Consider the following 15,956-nt stretch of genomic DNA (forward strand, 5'->3'; position numbering starts at 1 on the left):
CGTTCACCAGGTAATATGGACGCTGTCCGCCGAGCGATTGTGCGGACCGTGATGAACGGCCTCGACATTGTTGCCGTCGGGATCGAAGGCGAACGCCGCGTAGTAGCCGGGATGATAATCCCGCTCTCCCGGGGCACCATTGTCGCGACCACCCGCCGCCAGGACCGCGGCATGGAAGCGGTCGACGGTGGCGCGATCCCTGGCCTGGAAGGCGAAGTGCACGTGCGCCACGGCGGGACCGACATCGACCCATAGCTCGTCGGCGAAAAAATGATCCGCGCCCTCGACGAGCGGCACGCCGAGCGCTTCCATCGCCGCCTTGTAGAAGCGCTTGGACGCCTCGAGGTCCCTCACCTTCAGATGGAGATGGTCGATGAGCCGGCCGCGATGGGTCTCCATGACGATCCTCCCTCAATCGAACGCCAACGCCCTTATCCAGTGGCCGTTGCGGCCGCGCCTGGATTAGTGTGGCGACGTGTCTCGGAAAGTTGACAAGATCGGCGCCGCCGCCGCCCGGCGCCTCGCGCTGGCGGCACAGGGTTTCGGCATCCAGCGTCCCGGCGGCGCCTCGAACCTCGGCCATGTGAAGCGCGCCATCGACCGGCTGGGCTTGCTCCAGATCGATTCGGTCAACGTGCTGGCCCGCGCGCACTACCTGCCGCTGTTCTCGCGGCTCGGCAACTACGACAGTGCCCATCTCGACGAGCTGGCCTGGGGCCGCAGGAGTCGCCGCGGCCTCTTCGAATTCTGGGCGCACGAGGCATCCCTGCTGCCGCTCGCCTCACATCCGCTGCTGCGCTGGAGCATGGCGCGCGCCGCCGCCGGCACCAGCAAGAGCAAGGGCAAGCTGCAGGAGTTCGGCCGCGAGAAGGCCGCCTATATCGAGGAGGTCCGGCGCGAGGTCGAGGATCGTGGGCCCATCGCCGCCTCCGAGCTGGCTGACGGCGGCCCCAGGCGCGGGCCGTGGTGGGGCTGGAACGACGGCAAGCTGGCGCTCGAATGGCTGTTCTTCGCCGGCATCGTCACGACCGCGACGCGACGCGGCACGTTCGAGCGGGTCTACGATCTCACCGAGCGCGTGCTGCCGGCGAACATCCAGGCCTTGCCGACGCCCTCGCCCGAGGAGGCACAGCGGGAGTTGCTGCGCCTGTCCGCCCGCGCGCTCGGAGTCGCCACCGAGTTCGACCTGCGCGACTACTATCGCCTGCCCGTTGCCGACACCAAGGCGCGGCTCGCCGAATTGGTCGAAGCAGGCGATCTGATCCCGGTCGAGGTGGAGGGATGGAAACAGCCGGCCTATCTCGACCCGGCCGCCCGACAGCCGCGCCGGATCGAGGCGCGCGCCCTGCTCGCGCCCTTCGATCCGCTGATCTGGGAACGCGACCGCACGGAGCGGATCTTCGATTTCTTCTATCGCATCGAGATCTACACGCCAGCCGCCAAGCGCAAGCACGGCTACTACGTCCTGCCGTTCCTGCTGGGCGACCGGCTCGTCGGCCGAATCGACCTCAAGTCGGACCGAGCGAACTCGAAGCTGCTGGTGCCGGCCGCACATCTCGAACCCGGCATCGAGGCGCGCGACGTGGCCGAGCCGATGCGCGAGGAGCTTCGCCTGATGGCGGACTGGCTGGGCCTCGAAGACCTCGCCCTGCCTCGCGCTGGGGCACTGGGGCGCGAGTGGAGTAGGATGGGCAAGTGACACGCGTTGGAAGGAAACGAAGAGTATGAACGATCTGGTTCTCAAGGGCGGCCGGGTGATCGACCCCTCACAGGGCATCGACCGTGTGACCGACATCGCCTTCGCCGGCGGCAAGGTCGCCGCCATCGGCGATGGCCTGTCGGGCAACGACACGCGCGACGTCTCGGGCAAGATCGTGTCGCCTGGCCTCATCGACCTGCACACGCACGTCTATTGGGGCGGCACTTCGCTCGGCGTAGAGGCAGAGTTGCTCGCACGGTCCGGAGGCGTCACGACCTTCATCGATGCCGGCAGCGCCGGACCTGGCAACTTCCACGGCTTCCGCAAGCACGTGATCGAGACCTCACCGGTCCGCATCCTGCCGTACCTCAACGTCTCCTTCCCCGGCATCTTCGCCTTCTCGAAGGCGGTGATGGTGGGCGAGAGCGCCGACATGCGCCTGCTCGACGCGCGGGAGGCGGTGCGGGTGGCGCGCGAGCACAAGGACCTGGTGCTGGGCGTGAAGGTCCGCGTCGGCAAGTCTGCGAGCGGCGATTCCGGCATCATGCCGCTCGACATCGCGCTCGACGTCGCAGAAGAAGCAGGCTTGCCGATGATGGCGCATCTCGACTCGCCGCCGCCGTCGCGACACGAGGTGGTGAGCCGCCTGCGCCCCGGCGACATCCTCACCCACTGCTTCCGCCCCTTCCCCAACGCGCCGGTCCAGGCCGACGGCAAGGTGCGCGACGAGATCCTGGCGGCGCGGGCGCGCGGCGTGATCTTCGACATCGGCCATGGCGGCGGGTCGTTCGGCTTCGGCACGACGCGCAAGATGCTGGCCGCCGGCTTCCTGCCCGACGTCATCTCCTCGGATGTGCATGCGATCTCGATCGAGGGCCCGGCCTTCGACCTCCTCACCACCATGTCGAAGTTCCTCTGCCTCGGCGTCGACCTCGCCACGGTCATCAAGCTCGCGACCGCAAATGCCGCGGCGGCCATCAAGCGGCCCGACCTCGGCACGCTCAAGGTCGGCAGCGTCGGCGAGGCCACGGTGATCGACCAGGCAAGCGGCACGTTCGACTATGCCGATTCGATCGGCGAGAAGCTGATCGGCGACAAGCGGCTCCTGTCGGCGGGCGTCGTGCTCGCGGGCCGCTGGTGGCATCCGCTGTAGGCTGGCAATGCCCGCCGACGATCCCGCCTCTCCGGCCTGCCTCGCCCATGAAGCGGACGACGCCTACATGGGCTTTGCGACGCGCGCGGAAATCGTCCGGTTCATGGCGGATCTCGAAGCCGCTCCCGCCGCGCAGCAGGCCGACATGCTGCGCCGGATGCTGCCAAAGATCCGGGACGACGTGCTTCATGCCGAGCTGAGCGCCCGCCTGGCAGGGATTGCGCCGGTCGGATCAAAGGCTTGACGAATTTTTCACTTTTTCGAGGACGGATGGCAACCTTTGGGAAGGGGGCGCCGTTGGGATCGGCATGGCTGGATAATCGGCGTTGCCTCTGCCCCCGCTCAGCAACGCTTTTCTCCCCGTCCGGCCTTCAAGCCCGCTCCCGCGCCACCTCGGGAGCGGGCTTTCTATTTCCGGCCTAGGTGAGGAAGACGACCGCGAACAGCCGGGCCGGATCCGTCCAGGTATGGGCGATCGAGAATCCGCCCCGCCGCGCCAGCTCCGCGATGCCCGCATCGTCATACTTGTAGGAATACTCGGTGTGAACCCGCTCACCTTCCGCGAAGGTGAAGCGCCGGCCGGCGACCGTGACCGTCTGGTCGCGGAGACTGCGGAAGTAGATTTCGATGCGGCCCGCCGCTTCGTTGTAGAACGCTTCGTGGGCGAAGGCCGAGAGATCGAAGTTGGCCTCCAGTTCGCGGTTCATGCGTCGCAGGAGATTCAACGTGAACTGCGCCGTCACGCCGGCCGCGTCGTTGTAGGCGTCGTGCAGGCGCTGTGGATCCTTCTTGAGATCGACGCCCAGGATCAGGGCGCCGTCGCTTCGCAACAGCCGGCGTGCGCGGCGCAGGAACAGCACCGCCTCCTCCGGCGTCAGGTTGCCGATCGTGGAGCCGGGAAAGAAGCCGATCCGGCGCGCGCCGTTGATCACGGGTGGCAGCGCATCGAGCGCCATATAGTCGCCGGAAACCGGATCGACGCGCAGCCACGGATAGTCCTCGCGCAGGCGCCTGGCCGTCGCATCGAGATGCTGGCGCGAAATGTCGATCGGGACATAGGCGTGAAGATCGCGCATCGCCTCGAGCAGAAGCCGCGTCTTCACGCTGGACCCGCTGCCATATTCGACCAGCGCGCATCCCGGTCCGGCGAGGCGCGCGATGTCGGCCGCGCAGCCACGCAGGATCGCGGTTTCGGTCCGGGTCGGATAATACTCCGGCAGTTCGCAGATCGCGTCGAACAGCGCTGAGCCGCGGGCGTCATACAGGAATTTCGCCGGGATCGCGCGCGGCGCATCGCCGAGACCCGAGAGGACGGCACGGCGGAAATCATCGCGGTCGGAGACCTCGCGGTCGTCGATCGCCAGAAGCGGCACATTCATCGGAGATCCTCCGCGAGACGGATTCCACCGAACATCCAGCGTGCGTCGGGCGGAAAGAAGTTGCGATAGGTCGGGCGGACATGGCCGGCGGGCGTCGCCGCGCATCCGCCGCGCAGCACCATCTGGTTGGCCATGAACTTGCCGTTGTATTCGCCGACGGCGCCGGCGGGTTCGCGATAGCCGGGATAGGCGACGTAGGGGCTGGCCGTCCATTCCCAGACCTCGCCAGTGCCTTCAAGCGCACCGGACGCGATCTCCCACTCGGCTTCGCGCGGCAGGCGCTTGCCAGACCATTTGGCGAAAGCGGCCGCTTCGAAGGCGCTGACGTGGCAGACCGGCCGGGACGGATCGACCGGCTCGGGACCCGACAGGGTGAAGACGTGCCAGCCACCGTCCCCCTTTTCCCAGTAGAGAGGCGCCTCCCAGCCGCGCTGGTTCACGCAATCCCAGCCGGCCGACAGCCAGAATTCGGGCCGCCGGTAACCGCCATCCTCGATAAACTCGAGATACTCGCCGCAATTGGAGGGACGGATCGCCAGCGCGAACGCGTCGAGCCAGCACCGGTGGCGAGGTCCCTCATTGTCGAAGGCGAAGCCCTGCCCGCCATGTCCCGTCTCGACCAGGCCGCCCTCGAACTCACGCCAGTTCATGGCTTGCAATGCCTGCACCTTGCCTGCTCGGGCGGCGCGATAGGCCGGCCGCAACGGGTTCATGGAAAGCAAATGCTTGATATCCATCAGGATCAGCTCCTGATGCTGCTGCTCGTGATGCAGCCCGAGTTCGACGAGGCCGTGCACCTCATGCTCACCCTGCAGGAAGTCCAGCATGGCGGCCGTGACGTGATGGCGGTAGGCCAGCACTTCCTCGACACCCGGCCGCGTGATCAGCCCGCGCTGCGGCCTGGGATGCCGGGGGCCGACGGCCTCGTAGTAGGAATTGAAGAGATATTCGTAGGCCGCATCGAAGACGCGATAGTCTCGAGCGTGAGGGCGCAACACGAATGTCTCGAAGAACCAGGTCGTATGGGCAAGATGCCATTTGGCAGGACTCGCGTCCGGCATCGACTGCACGGTCTGGTCTTCCGTGGACAGCGGCGCCACGAGTTCCTCGGTACGAGAACGGACAGTCCGAAAGGGCTGGAGGCCATGCATATGCACGGGAAGCGTCATCAGTTTTGGCACGGGACCTCCGCACGCCCTAACGTGGTGCCGCGCCGGACGGTTGCAAGGGTGTTGCCGGACGCTCACCCTGCCAGCGTCCGCCCGCATAGATGAGGGAAGCAAGTGCCGATTTGCGAGATCGATCCGTGGCGCGCTCAATATTTCGAGAAGGTGGCTTGCCCTGCGAACGTCTTCATACCGACTGAGGACTCGGACGCCTGGCTTTGGAACCCCGACCACCGCTGGGTCTACGACAAGCTGGCGGTGGCGACGCGGCAGGGACTCGAGGCCGCGCCGCACGGCGTGGCGCCAAATGCCTATCCGGTGTTTTCCAAGCCGATCTACAACCTCAAGGGCATGGGCGTTGGAAGCCGGACGCTTCGCTCACAGGCCGACTACGAGGCCGCATACCAGGCGGGCCACATGTGGATGCCGTTGCTCGAGGGCGAACACATCAGCAGCGACGTCGCTCTGCTCGACGGTGCGCCGACGTGGTGGCGCCATGCTGCTGGCATTGCCAGCGGTGACGGCACATTCGACTCCTGGGAAATCCGCGCCCGGCCCGAGCCCGCCGTCGAAACCGGCGCGGGCGACTGGTGCCGGCGTCATCTCGCCGGCTACACCGGTATGGTGAATCTTGAGACGATCGGGGGACGCATCATCGAGGTGCATCTCCGGTTCGCCGATCAATGGCCGGATCTTTATGGCAAAGGATGGGTAGAAGCGCTGGTGCAGCTCTATGCGCGGCGCGAGTGGCTCTACGAAGATCATGACAGGCGCACGGGCTACAGCGTGGTCCTCTTCATGCCACACGGTCGCCCCTATCGTCATCCGCCCCAATCCCTCGTTGAGCGTATCAGGCGAATCCAAAGCGTATCGAGCGTGCAGATCACCTTTCACGAAACGGTGCCGCCCGAGAAACACGCCATGCCGCCCGGCGGCTTCCGGGTGGCCATCGTCAACTGCTGGGACCGCGGCGCAGGGAACGACGCCCGTTCCCTGCTCCGCGATCACTTCAGCACCTAGAGATTGCGGCGGACGAAGCCGGCAAACAGGCTGACAACGAACAGGATGAGCGCAATCACGAACAGGATCTGCGCCATGCCGGTCGCGGTGGAAGCGATGCCGCCGAAGCCGAAAATGCCGGCCAGCAGGGCAATCACGAGGAACATGAGGGCCCAGTACAACATCTGCTTGCTCCTTCTGCGCATTGGCGGGGTGTTGTCCGGTTAAACGTCAGGGCGCGATCCGGGGTTCCTCCGGGCAACCCTCTCCTTCGCGCGGGCGTTGGCTCCCTGAAAAGGAGGACCTCTCATGCAGCCCGAAGTTACACCGACCGAAGCCCGCAGCGGCGTCGTCACCGGACGCGTCGTCACCGTCCTCATCGTTTCGTTCATCGGCGCGGCTGGAGGCATGGCGCTGGCCTGGTACCTTCTCACCCACTAAGTTTTCTTCATGAAAACCCTGCTCGCCAGTTACGTCGTGGCGCTCGTCGTACTGGCGATCCTCGACGCGTTGTGGCTAGGCCTCGTCAGCCGTGATTTCTACAAGGCGCGACTGGGTCAGCTTCTCCTGGACAAGCCGGTCTGGAGCATCGCCCTGCTCTTCTACCTGGTGCATGCGGCAGGCATTGCCGTTTTCGCAGTCCCGCCGGCGATCAATGCCGGCACCTGGGCGAGCGCCCTTCTCTATGGCGGTCTGTTCGGCTTCTGTGTCTACGCGGCCTACGATCTCACCAACCTGGCCACGTTGCGCGGCTGGCCGATGGCCGTCAGTGCCGTCGACCTCGCCTGGGGCGCCGTCGCGACGGCGGCCGCGACGGTCGCGGCCTTTTTGGTCGTGAAGCCCTGATCAGCGCTTGCTGTCGTCGAACTCAGGATGACGTCGGACATAGGCCACGACGAAGCTGCAGGCCGGGACGATCCTGAACCCCTGCTTGCGCGTGTCCTCCAGCGCGGCCTTCACGATCCGCGCGCCGATGCCCTTGCCTTCGTCCTCCGGCGGAACCTCGGTATGCGTGAACACTCGCGCGTCCCCCTGCTGACGGTAAGCGGCGATCGCCAGGCCATGATCGACCTGAAGTTCGTAACGCTGCTGCGCGACATTGTGCGTGACTGTCATCCACCACCTGTCATTGGGCGCGCCTCGCCCCCGCAACGGGGCGGGCGCGCGGCCGGTTCCCGCTAGCGGTCGACTTCCCAGAACATCGGGTACGAGGACTGGATGAGGCCTTTCAGGTCTCCGCGATATCCGGCGGGTATCGTGAACTGTCCCCACATCACGGCCGGCACCAGATCGTAGGCGAGGACCTGGATGTCGGCCGCGATCTTGCGGCGCTCTTCGAGCGTGCCGGCCCGCGTGTAGGCCTTCAGCAGTTCGGGGATGCGGTTGTCGCAGGACCAGCCCGGGAAGTCGTTGCAGGTCGCCGCGACATAGAAGTGCGTGAGCGGCGAATACATGTCCGTTCCGTTCGAGTAGACCGGGAACATCGACCAGCCATCCTTCTTGCCGCGGCGCGCCAGAACGGTTGGCCAGTCGCGCGGCTGCTGCTCCACGTTGAAGCCGACATCACGCATGTTCTGCGCCAGCAGTCGCGACGCGGTCTGGCTGATCGAGCCCGCCACCTCGAGGATGATGACAGGCTCGCCCTTGTAGCCGGAGGCCTTCAGCTCCGCGCGCGCCGCCGCGAGGTCGAACTTGTTCCCGGTGGCGCCGGCATCGGTGGAGAGCGGTGCGCCGCACATCCAGAACGACGCGCAATCCCGGGTCTGGTACTTTTCCGGCACGCCGATCGCCGTCAGCGTCGCATTCGGATCGACCAGCTTCCACATGACCTTGCGCACCGCCGGATTGTCAAACGGCGGGGACGCGTGATTCAGGCGGAAATTGCCCTGGAACTGGTGGATGCCTCCCAGGCCCAGCAGCTTGACGGCCTTCTCCTTTTCCAGAACCGGCAGCATGTCGAACGGCAGATACTGCATGTAGTCGATCTCGCCCGCGATCAACGCGTTCGCGCCGGTCGACTGGTCCGGCATCACGCGCAGGGTGAGCTGGTCGATCTTCACGTTCTTTCCGCCGGTCAGGAAATCCGGCGCTTCCTTGCGCGGCACATAAGCAGGGTTGCGCTCCAGGATCATGGCATTGCCGGGGCGCCACTGATCCTTGACGAAGCGGAATGGGCCGGAGCCGATCGGCTCGGGAATGCGCTGGTCCGCCGGCGTCGCGGCAATACGGGCCGGCATCATGACCGGCAGGGGCGCGTTCGGCTTGCCCAGTACATCAAGGAGCAGTGGGAAGGGCTGCTTCAGCACGAACTTGATGGTCTTCGGGTTCGTCGCTTCCAGAGACTCCGTATCCGCCATCAGCATCTTGCCCAGCGGATCGCGGACCGCCCAGCGCTTGAGCGAGGCGACGCAATCCTCGGCGGTCACCGGATTGCCGTCGTGCCACTTCAGCCCGTCGCGCAGGACGAAGGTCCAGGTCAGCTTGTCGGGGCTGCTGTCGAAGCTCTCGACCATCTGCGGCTTGATCTCGCCCTTGTCGTTCATGGCGAATAGCGTGTCGAAGACGTGGGTGCCGAAGGTGCGGGTGATGGCGGCGGTGGTGAAGTGCGGATCGAGGATCGTCACCTCGGATTCCAGAACGACCGTCAATCCCTTGGCCGCCCGCGCCTCGCGCGGTCGAATCAAAGAAGCGCCCGCCAGGGCGACACCGCCTGCCAGTGCCGTCCGACGTCCCAAAACAGTGCTACGCATGTGTGATATTTCCCTTCGTCCCCGAAGCGACACCGTACCGGTGTTTCACGCCAAACGAAACGGGCCGGCCTCTCCTTTCGGAGAGACCGGCCCGCACCGTTTCGAAAGGCGGTTAGACCGGGGACAGCAGACGGCAGGTCACCCGATCGACGAAGGTGGATACGGGGGGCCCGTAGACCGGAACACCCCAACGCTCGCCGGGGCCTGCCGGCGAAAGGACAACGCGCGTATCCTGGACCGGACGGCCTCCATTGGTGAAGGTACACCCCACGACCGGATCGACGACGCTGCCGCTGTTGTTGGTGACGTAGACGACTGACAACCAGTTATGTTGCGGCACGGCCTGCAGCCACGGGCTGTCGATCACCACGGCGGGTACGGTCGGGCCGGCGGTGATCGGCACAGTGCCCATCAGATTGCCGCGCGGCCGCTGGACAACGACCTGGGTGCCGACGACCTGGCTGTTTGGATCGAACGCGTTGTCGGCCGGCGTTCTCGGCATCGCCGCCTGCTGCTGCGGGGTCTGATTGTCCTTGCTGACGTTCTCGGGCGTCCAGACCTTTCCGGTCCTTTCATCCTTGAATTGCGTCAGACCGTTGGCCGACACGCCGGCGCCGACCGTGCCCGGAGCCTGGGCAAACGCCGTCGAGGCGACGATCAGCGCGCCGGCCAGGGACGCCAGGCTGAGAGGGTGCTTCATGGCCGTCACTCCCTACATGTCGCGGAAGCGCCGCTGTTCCCAGGTCCCGACCTGGGCTTCGGCCTCTTCCTTGGTGATCCCGTAGCGAGCCTGGATCTTGCCCACGAGCTGGTCGCGGCGGCCCTCTATGGCGAAAAGATCGTCATCGGTGAGCTTGCCCCACTGCTCCTTCACGGCGCCCTTGGTCTGGTTCCAGCTGCCCTTGAACTTTTCCCAGATCGTCTTGGCGTCGCTTTGGGTGGTCGTCTGACCGGTCGCCTGCGCGTTGGCGACCAGCGGCAGGGACATGACGGCGAGACCGGCGCAAGCGGCCAGTATTGCGATTGGACGCATGGATAACCTCCTGTTGGGACCTTGTAACGGTGCGGCCAAACCGAGGTTGCCGATTCGATCGAGACCGAACCGGACCGGAAATCCAAGCCTATAGCCAGAGTGATTTCAGAAAGAAGGCGATCGGGATAACGATGATCATGGCGACGTAGAGGTCCATGAGTTCGCCCGCCAGCGGGCCATGGTCCGAATGATCCTGCGTCGTCATGTTCGGCATTTCGGGCACTTGCTTGGACTTCATGATCCCCTCCACGATTGCCCCATCCTGAACAGATGAACGCCGCAAAATCGTCCGGGGTTGCAGCTGTCGCGCGTGATTCGGGGAAGGGCCGTGGACGGCCTCAGGCCATCTTGCGCACGCTATGGTCAAGAGCCTGCTGCAGGTCAATCGACGAATAAGGCTTTGAAATGAACAGCATTCCCTCGCCCTGCAGGCCGGGGCGGCCGTAGCCGCTGGCGATCACGACGGGCAACGAGGGGTACAGTTGCCGCACTTTCACTGCGAGCTCCTCGCCGCTCATGCCCGGCAAACCCACATCGGTCACCAGAAGGTCATAGCCCCCCTCCCGACCGAGAAGCTCCAGGGCGGCCTCCCCGCTGCCGACGCTGGAGACCGAGCATCCCAGCCTCTCCAGCATGTCCGTGGTCGACATACGGAGCAGGACTTCGTCCTCGACCAACAGGACGCGCCTCGCCCGGTCCTCGGCCAGTGGCGGCACAGGCCCTTCAGATGAAGCGGCCGGCAGCGGCGCAGCCACGGGGCGCCGGTTCGCCAGCACGCTGCGCAGCTTGGCCGAAAGGGCTTCGCTGCTGTAGGGCTTGGCGATCATGGGATAGCCCGACCTCGTATGGTCCGGGATCAGGCCGCGGGCGAATCCGGACGTCAGCAGGACGGCGATGCCGGGCCGCAGGCGCTGTGCCAGTTGCGCCAGCTCGACGGCAGTCAATGTCCCCGGCATCACGATGTCGGTGAACAGGAGATCGAATGCGGCGTCCTTCTCCAGGATGGCCGCCGCCACATCGGGATCCTCCGCAGCCTCCACCCGGTAACCCCAGCCCGTCAGCATGTCGACGACGGCGCGCCGGACGTCCTCGCTGTCCTCCACGACGAGAATCCGCTCGCTGCCGCTCACCGCACCGACCGGACCGCCCGCCTCCTCGACGACCGGATCCTCGGTGCGCGGCAGGTAAAGCTTGATGCTGGTGCCCTGCCCGATCGCGCTGTCGATCCGGATATGGCCGTTCGACTGGCGCACGAAGCCGTAGACCATGCTGAGGCCGAGGCCCGTGCCCTTGCCGTCGCCCTTGGTCGTGAAGAACGGATCGAAGGCCTGCGCCGCGATCTCGGGCGGCATGCCCGTCCCGGTGTCGCCGACATCGACCAGGACATAGGGACCGGGCGACACCTCGGGATGAAGCGCGGCGTAGCGGCGGTCGAGGATCGCGTTCGAGACTTCCACCCGGACCGTGCCGCCGTCCGGCATGGCATCGCGGGCATTGAGCGAGAGATTGAGGATGGCATTCTCGAGCTGCCCCGCATCGATCTTGGCATTCCATGGGTTCTCGGCGATCTTGAGCTCGATGGCGATGCGCTCTCCAAGGGAATGGCGCATCAGGTCGGCGAGGTCGCGAACCAGCCTGGCGATGTTGGTGGGCTGCGGCGTCAGCGGCTGACGACGGGCGAAGGCCAGGAGCTGCTGGGTGAGGCGCGCGCCGCGATCGGCCGCGGCCGTCGCGCTCTGCACGCGCGACAGCATCGCGGCATTGTCGCCGGCCTCGTTCTTCAGCAGATCGAGGTTGGCCCGAATGACCTGCAGGATGTTGTTGAAATCGTGTGCCATGCCACCGGTGAGCTGGCCGGTGGCCTCCATCTTCTGCCCCTGCCGAAGTGCCGCCTCATCGTGCAGTTTCTCGGTGATGTCGACGCACCGCACGACCGCACCACCGCCCGACATTTCACCGCGATAGATCTCGTAGTCCCGCCCATCATGCGCCACCCGGACCACGGCGGGGCCCGTGGAGGAAGTCGCGCCGAGATCGAGCGGCTGGAGGAGAGCCCGCGTCGCGGGTGAGCGGTCGGACAGGAGCTGATCCAGCGTCGGCGGTGCCTGCTTGCCCGGCTCCCACTGCGCCAGCCTGGCAAACGCCTCGTTCCAGGCCACGACGCTCCGCTCGCCGTCGATCACGAAGATGGGATCGCGCAGGCTCTCGAGGGTCGCCTGGAGGAGGCGTGACCGGCCGGCGAGAGCATGCTGGCTGAGCTCCAGGCGGCCGGCGCTACGCACGATGATGGAGATACCGACAATCAGGCAGACGAACGCCCCGCCCATCACGAGCAGGCCAGCCGTATCCGCCTGTTCCTGCTCCGATCGCAGGGCCGTCAGGCGTCGCGCCAGCAGAAGCCGCTGCCCCTCGACGAAGGCGTCGGCAAGCAGCCTGACCTGGCTGAGCATCGCCCGTCCCGCGCCCGTCCGATCGAGCGCGAGAGCAGCCTCGCGACCGTTGAGCTGGTAGGCCCCGACCGTGGCGTTCAGCTGGTCGAATTTCTGCGCCGTGACGTCACGGAATTCCTGGAACTGCCGCGTGGTATCGGAGTCGCCCTCAACCGCGGCCTCGAGCTGGCGCAAGCTCGATTCGATCCTGAGGCGCGCGCGCTCGTAAGGCTCGAGACTGGTGGCATCGCCGGTCAGCAGGAATCCGCGCAGCCCGATCTCGGCGTCCTGCACCGCGATCACCGTCTCTCGCATCAACGCCATCGTCTCGTAGTTGGCCACGACCAGGCGCTGCTGGCGTGCGGCCGACTTGGAGTGCGTTAGCGCCAGCATGAGACCGGTGGCAATCAGCACGGCCAAGGTGATGCCGGCGATGACACCGGTCGATCGTGCCGATCGCAGGAGGCTAGGCATTTGCGGGTTCGTCCGCAGCAGGTCTCGGGAAGACGACGATCACCCTGTTGCCGCCCTCGGGCTTGCGCTCGATGGTGACCTCGCCGCCCAGCTGCATGGCCAGTCCCCGGATCAGGGTCAGGGCGAACCCCCCCTTCCCTTCGGGGACCGGCGCGCCACCATCCCGGGCAACGCCATTGTCTTCGATGACGAGCTGGACCTCCTCGCCGCGCTCGCTCGTCTCGATGCGGATTTCCGGCGTGGCCGCCTTGCTGAAGTCATGGGTGAGCGCAATGCTCACGGCCTCCGTGACGATCAGGCCGATGGGAATGGCAGTGTCGGGACCGACCGCCATGATCGGCGCGCGGATGTGATAGCGAGGGGCCTGTTGGCCCGGCGCCGCGCGGACGACCGATATCTGGCGCACGAGATCGCTGATGAACTGCTGGAAATCGACCAGAGACCAGCTCGACCGTTCGTATAGATGACGGTGCAGGATCGACAGGGTGAGAACGCGGTTCTGTGCGTCGCCAAAGAAGCGACGGATGCGCGGCGACCTGATCTCGCCGGCCTGGAGGTTGAGCAGGCTCGATATCATCTGCAGGTTGTTCTTCACCCGATGATGAATCTCGCGAAGCATATGGTCACGCTGCTCCAGATTGGCCCGCAGGGCGGACTCGCGACTGGCGATGGCCTCTGCCATGGCCGTCACGCCCGCCCCGACCGAGGCCACTTCCGGCGTCCAGGGGCGCGGAGGCGACAGGGTGATGCTTTCGCCGCGAGCGACCTTGTCGGCAAAGTCCTGGATATAGCGAAGAGGCCGGACACACCAGCGGTCGGCGCCGATCCAGATCACCGTCAGCACGCCGATCGACGCCAGCACGACAAGGAAGAAAACCACCCAGGGCCTGTTGGACGCCAGAGGATTGTCGCTGACGGGCGCGGACACCACGGCAAAAAGCGAATTGCCGCCAACCGGCCGGACCCGGAATTCGTAGAACGAGCCATCCTGCCCGAAGTCGGAGAATCCGACCTGGCCGCCGGTCAGTGACTCCGCCAGGCGCGCCGGCACCGGCAGCCGCCGCATCGCCGTCGCATCGCCGCCAACGGCGGCGCCCGAACGGTCGACCACGGCCACTGCCGTTCCGCCGGTGCCGTCCGCCTGGGCGGTCACCTGCGCAAGCGCTCTCAACGAGATGCCCACGGCACACATGCCACGAAACGTGCCGTCGCGAATGATGGGAATGGCGATGGGAATGATCGCGTTCGGCGTAATGCGGCTCGCGATCGTTTCGCCGATCACGAGGTCCCTGGCGAGCCGCACCTTCCGGAAGACGCCCCGGTCGGCGAACGACATGCCTAAGGCCTTGGGGTCACTGGCGCATCGCGCAATGCCCTGCTCGTCGGTCACCAGCGCGCTCGAATACTGGCCAGGATATGCAGCGAGCAACTTCGACAGGTAGCTTCCGCATCGGCCGACCGTGGCCGCCGCCGGGTCGGCCGAGGCACTCAGCTCGACAGATTCGTCGGCGCACGCGGCCGACAGCAAGCGCCGCGAGGCATCGAAGAGGTTGTCATACCGGGCGACGGCAAGATCGGACACCGATCCCAGCGCGGCAGTCCGATGCCAGACCGATGCTTCCTCCTGGAGTTTGGCCTGCCAGGCCGCCAGCCCGAGGACGGGCAACAAGGCCAGCGCGACGAGCGTGACGAGCTTGGAGCGAAGCGACCATCGCGCCACGACCCGTCTCGGTCTCAGATCGATACGGTATCGAGCGCCTGCGCGATCGCCGCACGAAGAAGGTCAGGATCGAAAGGCTTGGAAATCACGAAGGCCGGCTCAACCTGCTTGCCCGTCAGCAGACGCTCCGGGAAACCCGTCACGAAAATCACCGGAACGGACATCGACTTCATGATCTGGTTCACTGCCGAAATCCCACTGTCGGAACCACGGAGCTGAATGTCGGCCAACACCAGATGCGGTGAGTGCTTCTTGGCGAGCTCGATGGCGGCTTTTTCGGTCGCCGCGATGCCCACAACCTCATGGCCGGCGTTGCGCACGATGTCGGCAACGTCCAGCGCGATGACGGCCTCGTCTTCGATGACGAGAATGCGAACCGAGGCGACTCGCTGGAGCTCCCGGCGTGCTTCCTCGAGGCTGCGCTCGGCAGCGTCGACACTGACGCCCAGAATATGGGCCGCATCGCTCACGGTGAAGCCTTCCAGCACCGTCAAGAGCAGGATCTGACGCTGCATCGGCGCCATTTCGGTGAGGGATTCCTTCAGGCGTCCACGGACGCTTTCGCTGCCACTTGCCGCCTCATCCATGTCACCGAACGGCTGACGGAGGCGGTGAAACAACGCAAACACTCCGAGTTTCGTATCCTCGGCCCCGGCGATGAGTTCCGGCTGCTGAACCGCGACCTCGGCGCAGAGGCGGACCCATTCGTCGCCCTGCTGCTGCGAACCGGAAACGGCTCGAGCGTACCGACGCAGGAACGGCAACGTCCTCGTGATCGCCTCGGACACTTTCTTCGAAGCTACCTGCTCTTCAGCCACGTCGTTCTCCCTCGTCACTCCAAAAGCCCATCTCTCGCCGCAGGTCGTCCTGGTCCAATGCCTACAGTACGCCGTGTGCGCCTGCAGACAACTCACTATTGCACCATCGCCAGCGGCTTTGCCGTAACGCTGCCCCGCGTCCGGCCTCGCAAAAACGCTTGCGGACGGGATCCAGAACACCCGTCCGCGAAATCCGACGTCCGATCTCTATCTCATCCTCAGTGGAGCCAGCCCAACACCCACATCAGCAACAACACCGGGATGGGTACCCCGAGAAGCCAAAGGATTGCCGCGCGTCCCATACGGTCCCTCGCCATGAATGAATGTCGCCACGCC

At 65.7% G+C, this 15,956-nt stretch carries 18 protein-coding genes; 6 read left to right on the plus strand and 12 right to left on the minus strand.

The features are described 5' to 3' along the window. Window positions 1-3: 3 nt before the first annotated feature. Window positions 4-399, minus strand: a complete 396-nt coding sequence (locus EPO41_RS27735) for a VOC family protein (RefSeq protein WP_296332417.1) — start codon at window positions 397-399, stop codon at window positions 4-6. Between the two features lie 76 nt (window positions 400-475). Here EPO41_RS27735 and EPO41_RS27740 point away from each other — a divergent pair, with 76 nt between their 5' ends. The 3 genes from EPO41_RS27740 to EPO41_RS27750 are packed head-to-tail and all read left to right on the plus strand — an operon-like array spanning window position 476 to window position 3,096. Next, window positions 476-1,699: a crosslink repair DNA glycosylase YcaQ family protein gene (locus EPO41_RS27740; RefSeq protein WP_296332418.1), complete on the plus strand. Its 1,224-nt coding sequence runs from the start codon at window positions 476-478 to the stop codon at window positions 1,697-1,699. A 25-nt stretch (window positions 1,700-1,724) separates the two neighbouring features. Next, a complete protein-coding gene (locus tag EPO41_RS27745; protein WP_296332421.1) occupies window positions 1,725-2,852 on the plus strand; it encodes an amidohydrolase/deacetylase family metallohydrolase in 1,128 nt (375 codons plus the stop codon). A gap of 7 nt (window positions 2,853-2,859) precedes the next feature. Continuing rightward, window positions 2,860-3,096, plus strand: coding sequence for a hypothetical protein (locus tag EPO41_RS27750; protein WP_296332423.1), 237 nt, complete (start codon window positions 2,860-2,862; stop codon window positions 3,094-3,096). Between the two features lie 175 nt (window positions 3,097-3,271). Here the strand turns inward: EPO41_RS27750 and egtD are convergent, their stop codons facing one another. Both egtD and egtB read right to left on the minus strand, forming a co-directional pair. Then, entirely contained in the window at window positions 3,272-4,231 is a 960-nt protein-coding gene (egtD, locus tag EPO41_RS27755) for an L-histidine N(alpha)-methyltransferase (RefSeq protein WP_296332425.1), read from the minus strand. After that, entirely contained in the window at window positions 4,228-5,400 is a 1,173-nt protein-coding gene (gene egtB, locus EPO41_RS27760; RefSeq protein ID WP_363247667.1) for an ergothioneine biosynthesis protein EgtB, read from the minus strand. Before egtB ends, egtD begins: the two co-directional genes overlap by 4 nt. Window positions 5,401-5,514: 114 nt before the next feature. Between egtB and EPO41_RS27765 the strand changes: the two genes are divergently transcribed. Next, window positions 5,515-6,417 (plus strand): hypothetical protein, encoded by a 903-nt coding sequence (locus tag EPO41_RS27765; protein WP_296332427.1) that lies wholly within the window; start codon window positions 5,515-5,517, stop codon window positions 6,415-6,417. Here EPO41_RS27765 and EPO41_RS27770 read toward each other — a convergent pair. Further along, on the minus strand, window positions 6,414-6,581 hold the full coding sequence (locus EPO41_RS27770; RefSeq protein WP_295137809.1) for a DUF1328 domain-containing protein: 168 nt from the start codon (window positions 6,579-6,581) through the stop codon (window positions 6,414-6,416). The two genes, EPO41_RS27765 and EPO41_RS27770, sit on opposite strands and share 4 nt — an antisense overlap. A 124-nt stretch (window positions 6,582-6,705) precedes the next feature. Between EPO41_RS27770 and EPO41_RS27775 the strand changes: the two genes are divergently transcribed. Together EPO41_RS27775 and EPO41_RS27780 are read left to right on the plus strand one after the other, a co-directional pair. Continuing rightward, complete coding sequence (locus EPO41_RS27775) at window positions 6,706-6,837, plus strand: hypothetical protein (protein ID WP_296332428.1); 132 nt, start codon at window positions 6,706-6,708, stop codon at window positions 6,835-6,837. Between the two features lie 9 nt (window positions 6,838-6,846). Further along, entirely contained in the window at window positions 6,847-7,242 is a 396-nt protein-coding gene (locus EPO41_RS27780) for a DUF2177 family protein (protein WP_296332430.1), read from the plus strand. On the opposite strand, the gene EPO41_RS27785 is transcribed toward EPO41_RS27780, so the two are convergent. The 8 genes from EPO41_RS27785 to EPO41_RS27820 all read right to left on the minus strand — a co-directional run bounded on the left by EPO41_RS27785 (window position 7,243) and on the right by EPO41_RS27820 (window position 15,620). Further along, entirely contained in the window at window positions 7,243-7,512 is a 270-nt protein-coding gene (locus EPO41_RS27785; protein ID WP_296332432.1) for a GNAT family N-acetyltransferase, read from the minus strand. A gap of 62 nt (window positions 7,513-7,574) precedes the next feature. Next, window positions 7,575-9,146: an ABC transporter substrate-binding protein gene (locus EPO41_RS27790; RefSeq protein ID WP_296332434.1), complete on the minus strand. Its 1,572-nt coding sequence runs from the start codon at window positions 9,144-9,146 to the stop codon at window positions 7,575-7,577. Window positions 9,147-9,258: 112 nt separating this feature from the next. Continuing rightward, window positions 9,259-9,846 carry a hypothetical protein gene (locus EPO41_RS27795; protein ID WP_296332436.1) on the minus strand — a complete coding sequence of 196 codons (588 nt, stop codon included), beginning with the start codon at window positions 9,844-9,846 and terminating at the stop codon, window positions 9,259-9,261. Between the two features lie 12 nt (window positions 9,847-9,858). Continuing rightward, window positions 9,859-10,065 (minus strand): CsbD family protein, encoded by a 207-nt coding sequence (locus tag EPO41_RS27800; protein ID WP_296332448.1) that lies wholly within the window; start codon window positions 10,063-10,065, stop codon window positions 9,859-9,861. A 202-nt stretch (window positions 10,066-10,267) separates the two neighbouring features. Next, window positions 10,268-10,417, minus strand: coding sequence for a hypothetical protein (locus tag EPO41_RS27805; protein WP_296332438.1), 150 nt, complete (start codon window positions 10,415-10,417; stop codon window positions 10,268-10,270). 100 nt (window positions 10,418-10,517) lie between these two features. Continuing rightward, window positions 10,518-13,082 carry a response regulator gene (locus EPO41_RS27810; RefSeq protein ID WP_296332440.1) on the minus strand — a complete coding sequence of 855 codons (2,565 nt, stop codon included), beginning with the start codon at window positions 13,080-13,082 and terminating at the stop codon, window positions 10,518-10,520. After that, window positions 13,075-14,802: a sensor histidine kinase gene (locus EPO41_RS27815; RefSeq protein ID WP_296332442.1), complete on the minus strand. Its 1,728-nt coding sequence runs from the start codon at window positions 14,800-14,802 to the stop codon at window positions 13,075-13,077. The genes EPO41_RS27810 and EPO41_RS27815 overlap by 8 nt, the downstream gene beginning before the upstream one ends. 14 nt (window positions 14,803-14,816) lie before the next feature. After that, window positions 14,817-15,620, minus strand: a complete 804-nt coding sequence (locus tag EPO41_RS27820) for a response regulator (RefSeq protein WP_296332444.1) — start codon at window positions 15,618-15,620, stop codon at window positions 14,817-14,819. Window positions 15,621-15,956 lie beyond the last annotated feature (336 nt).

It is taken from the genome of Reyranella sp. (genome assembly GCF_004297265.1).
GTDB lineage: Bacteria > Pseudomonadota > Alphaproteobacteria > Reyranellales > Reyranellaceae > Reyranella.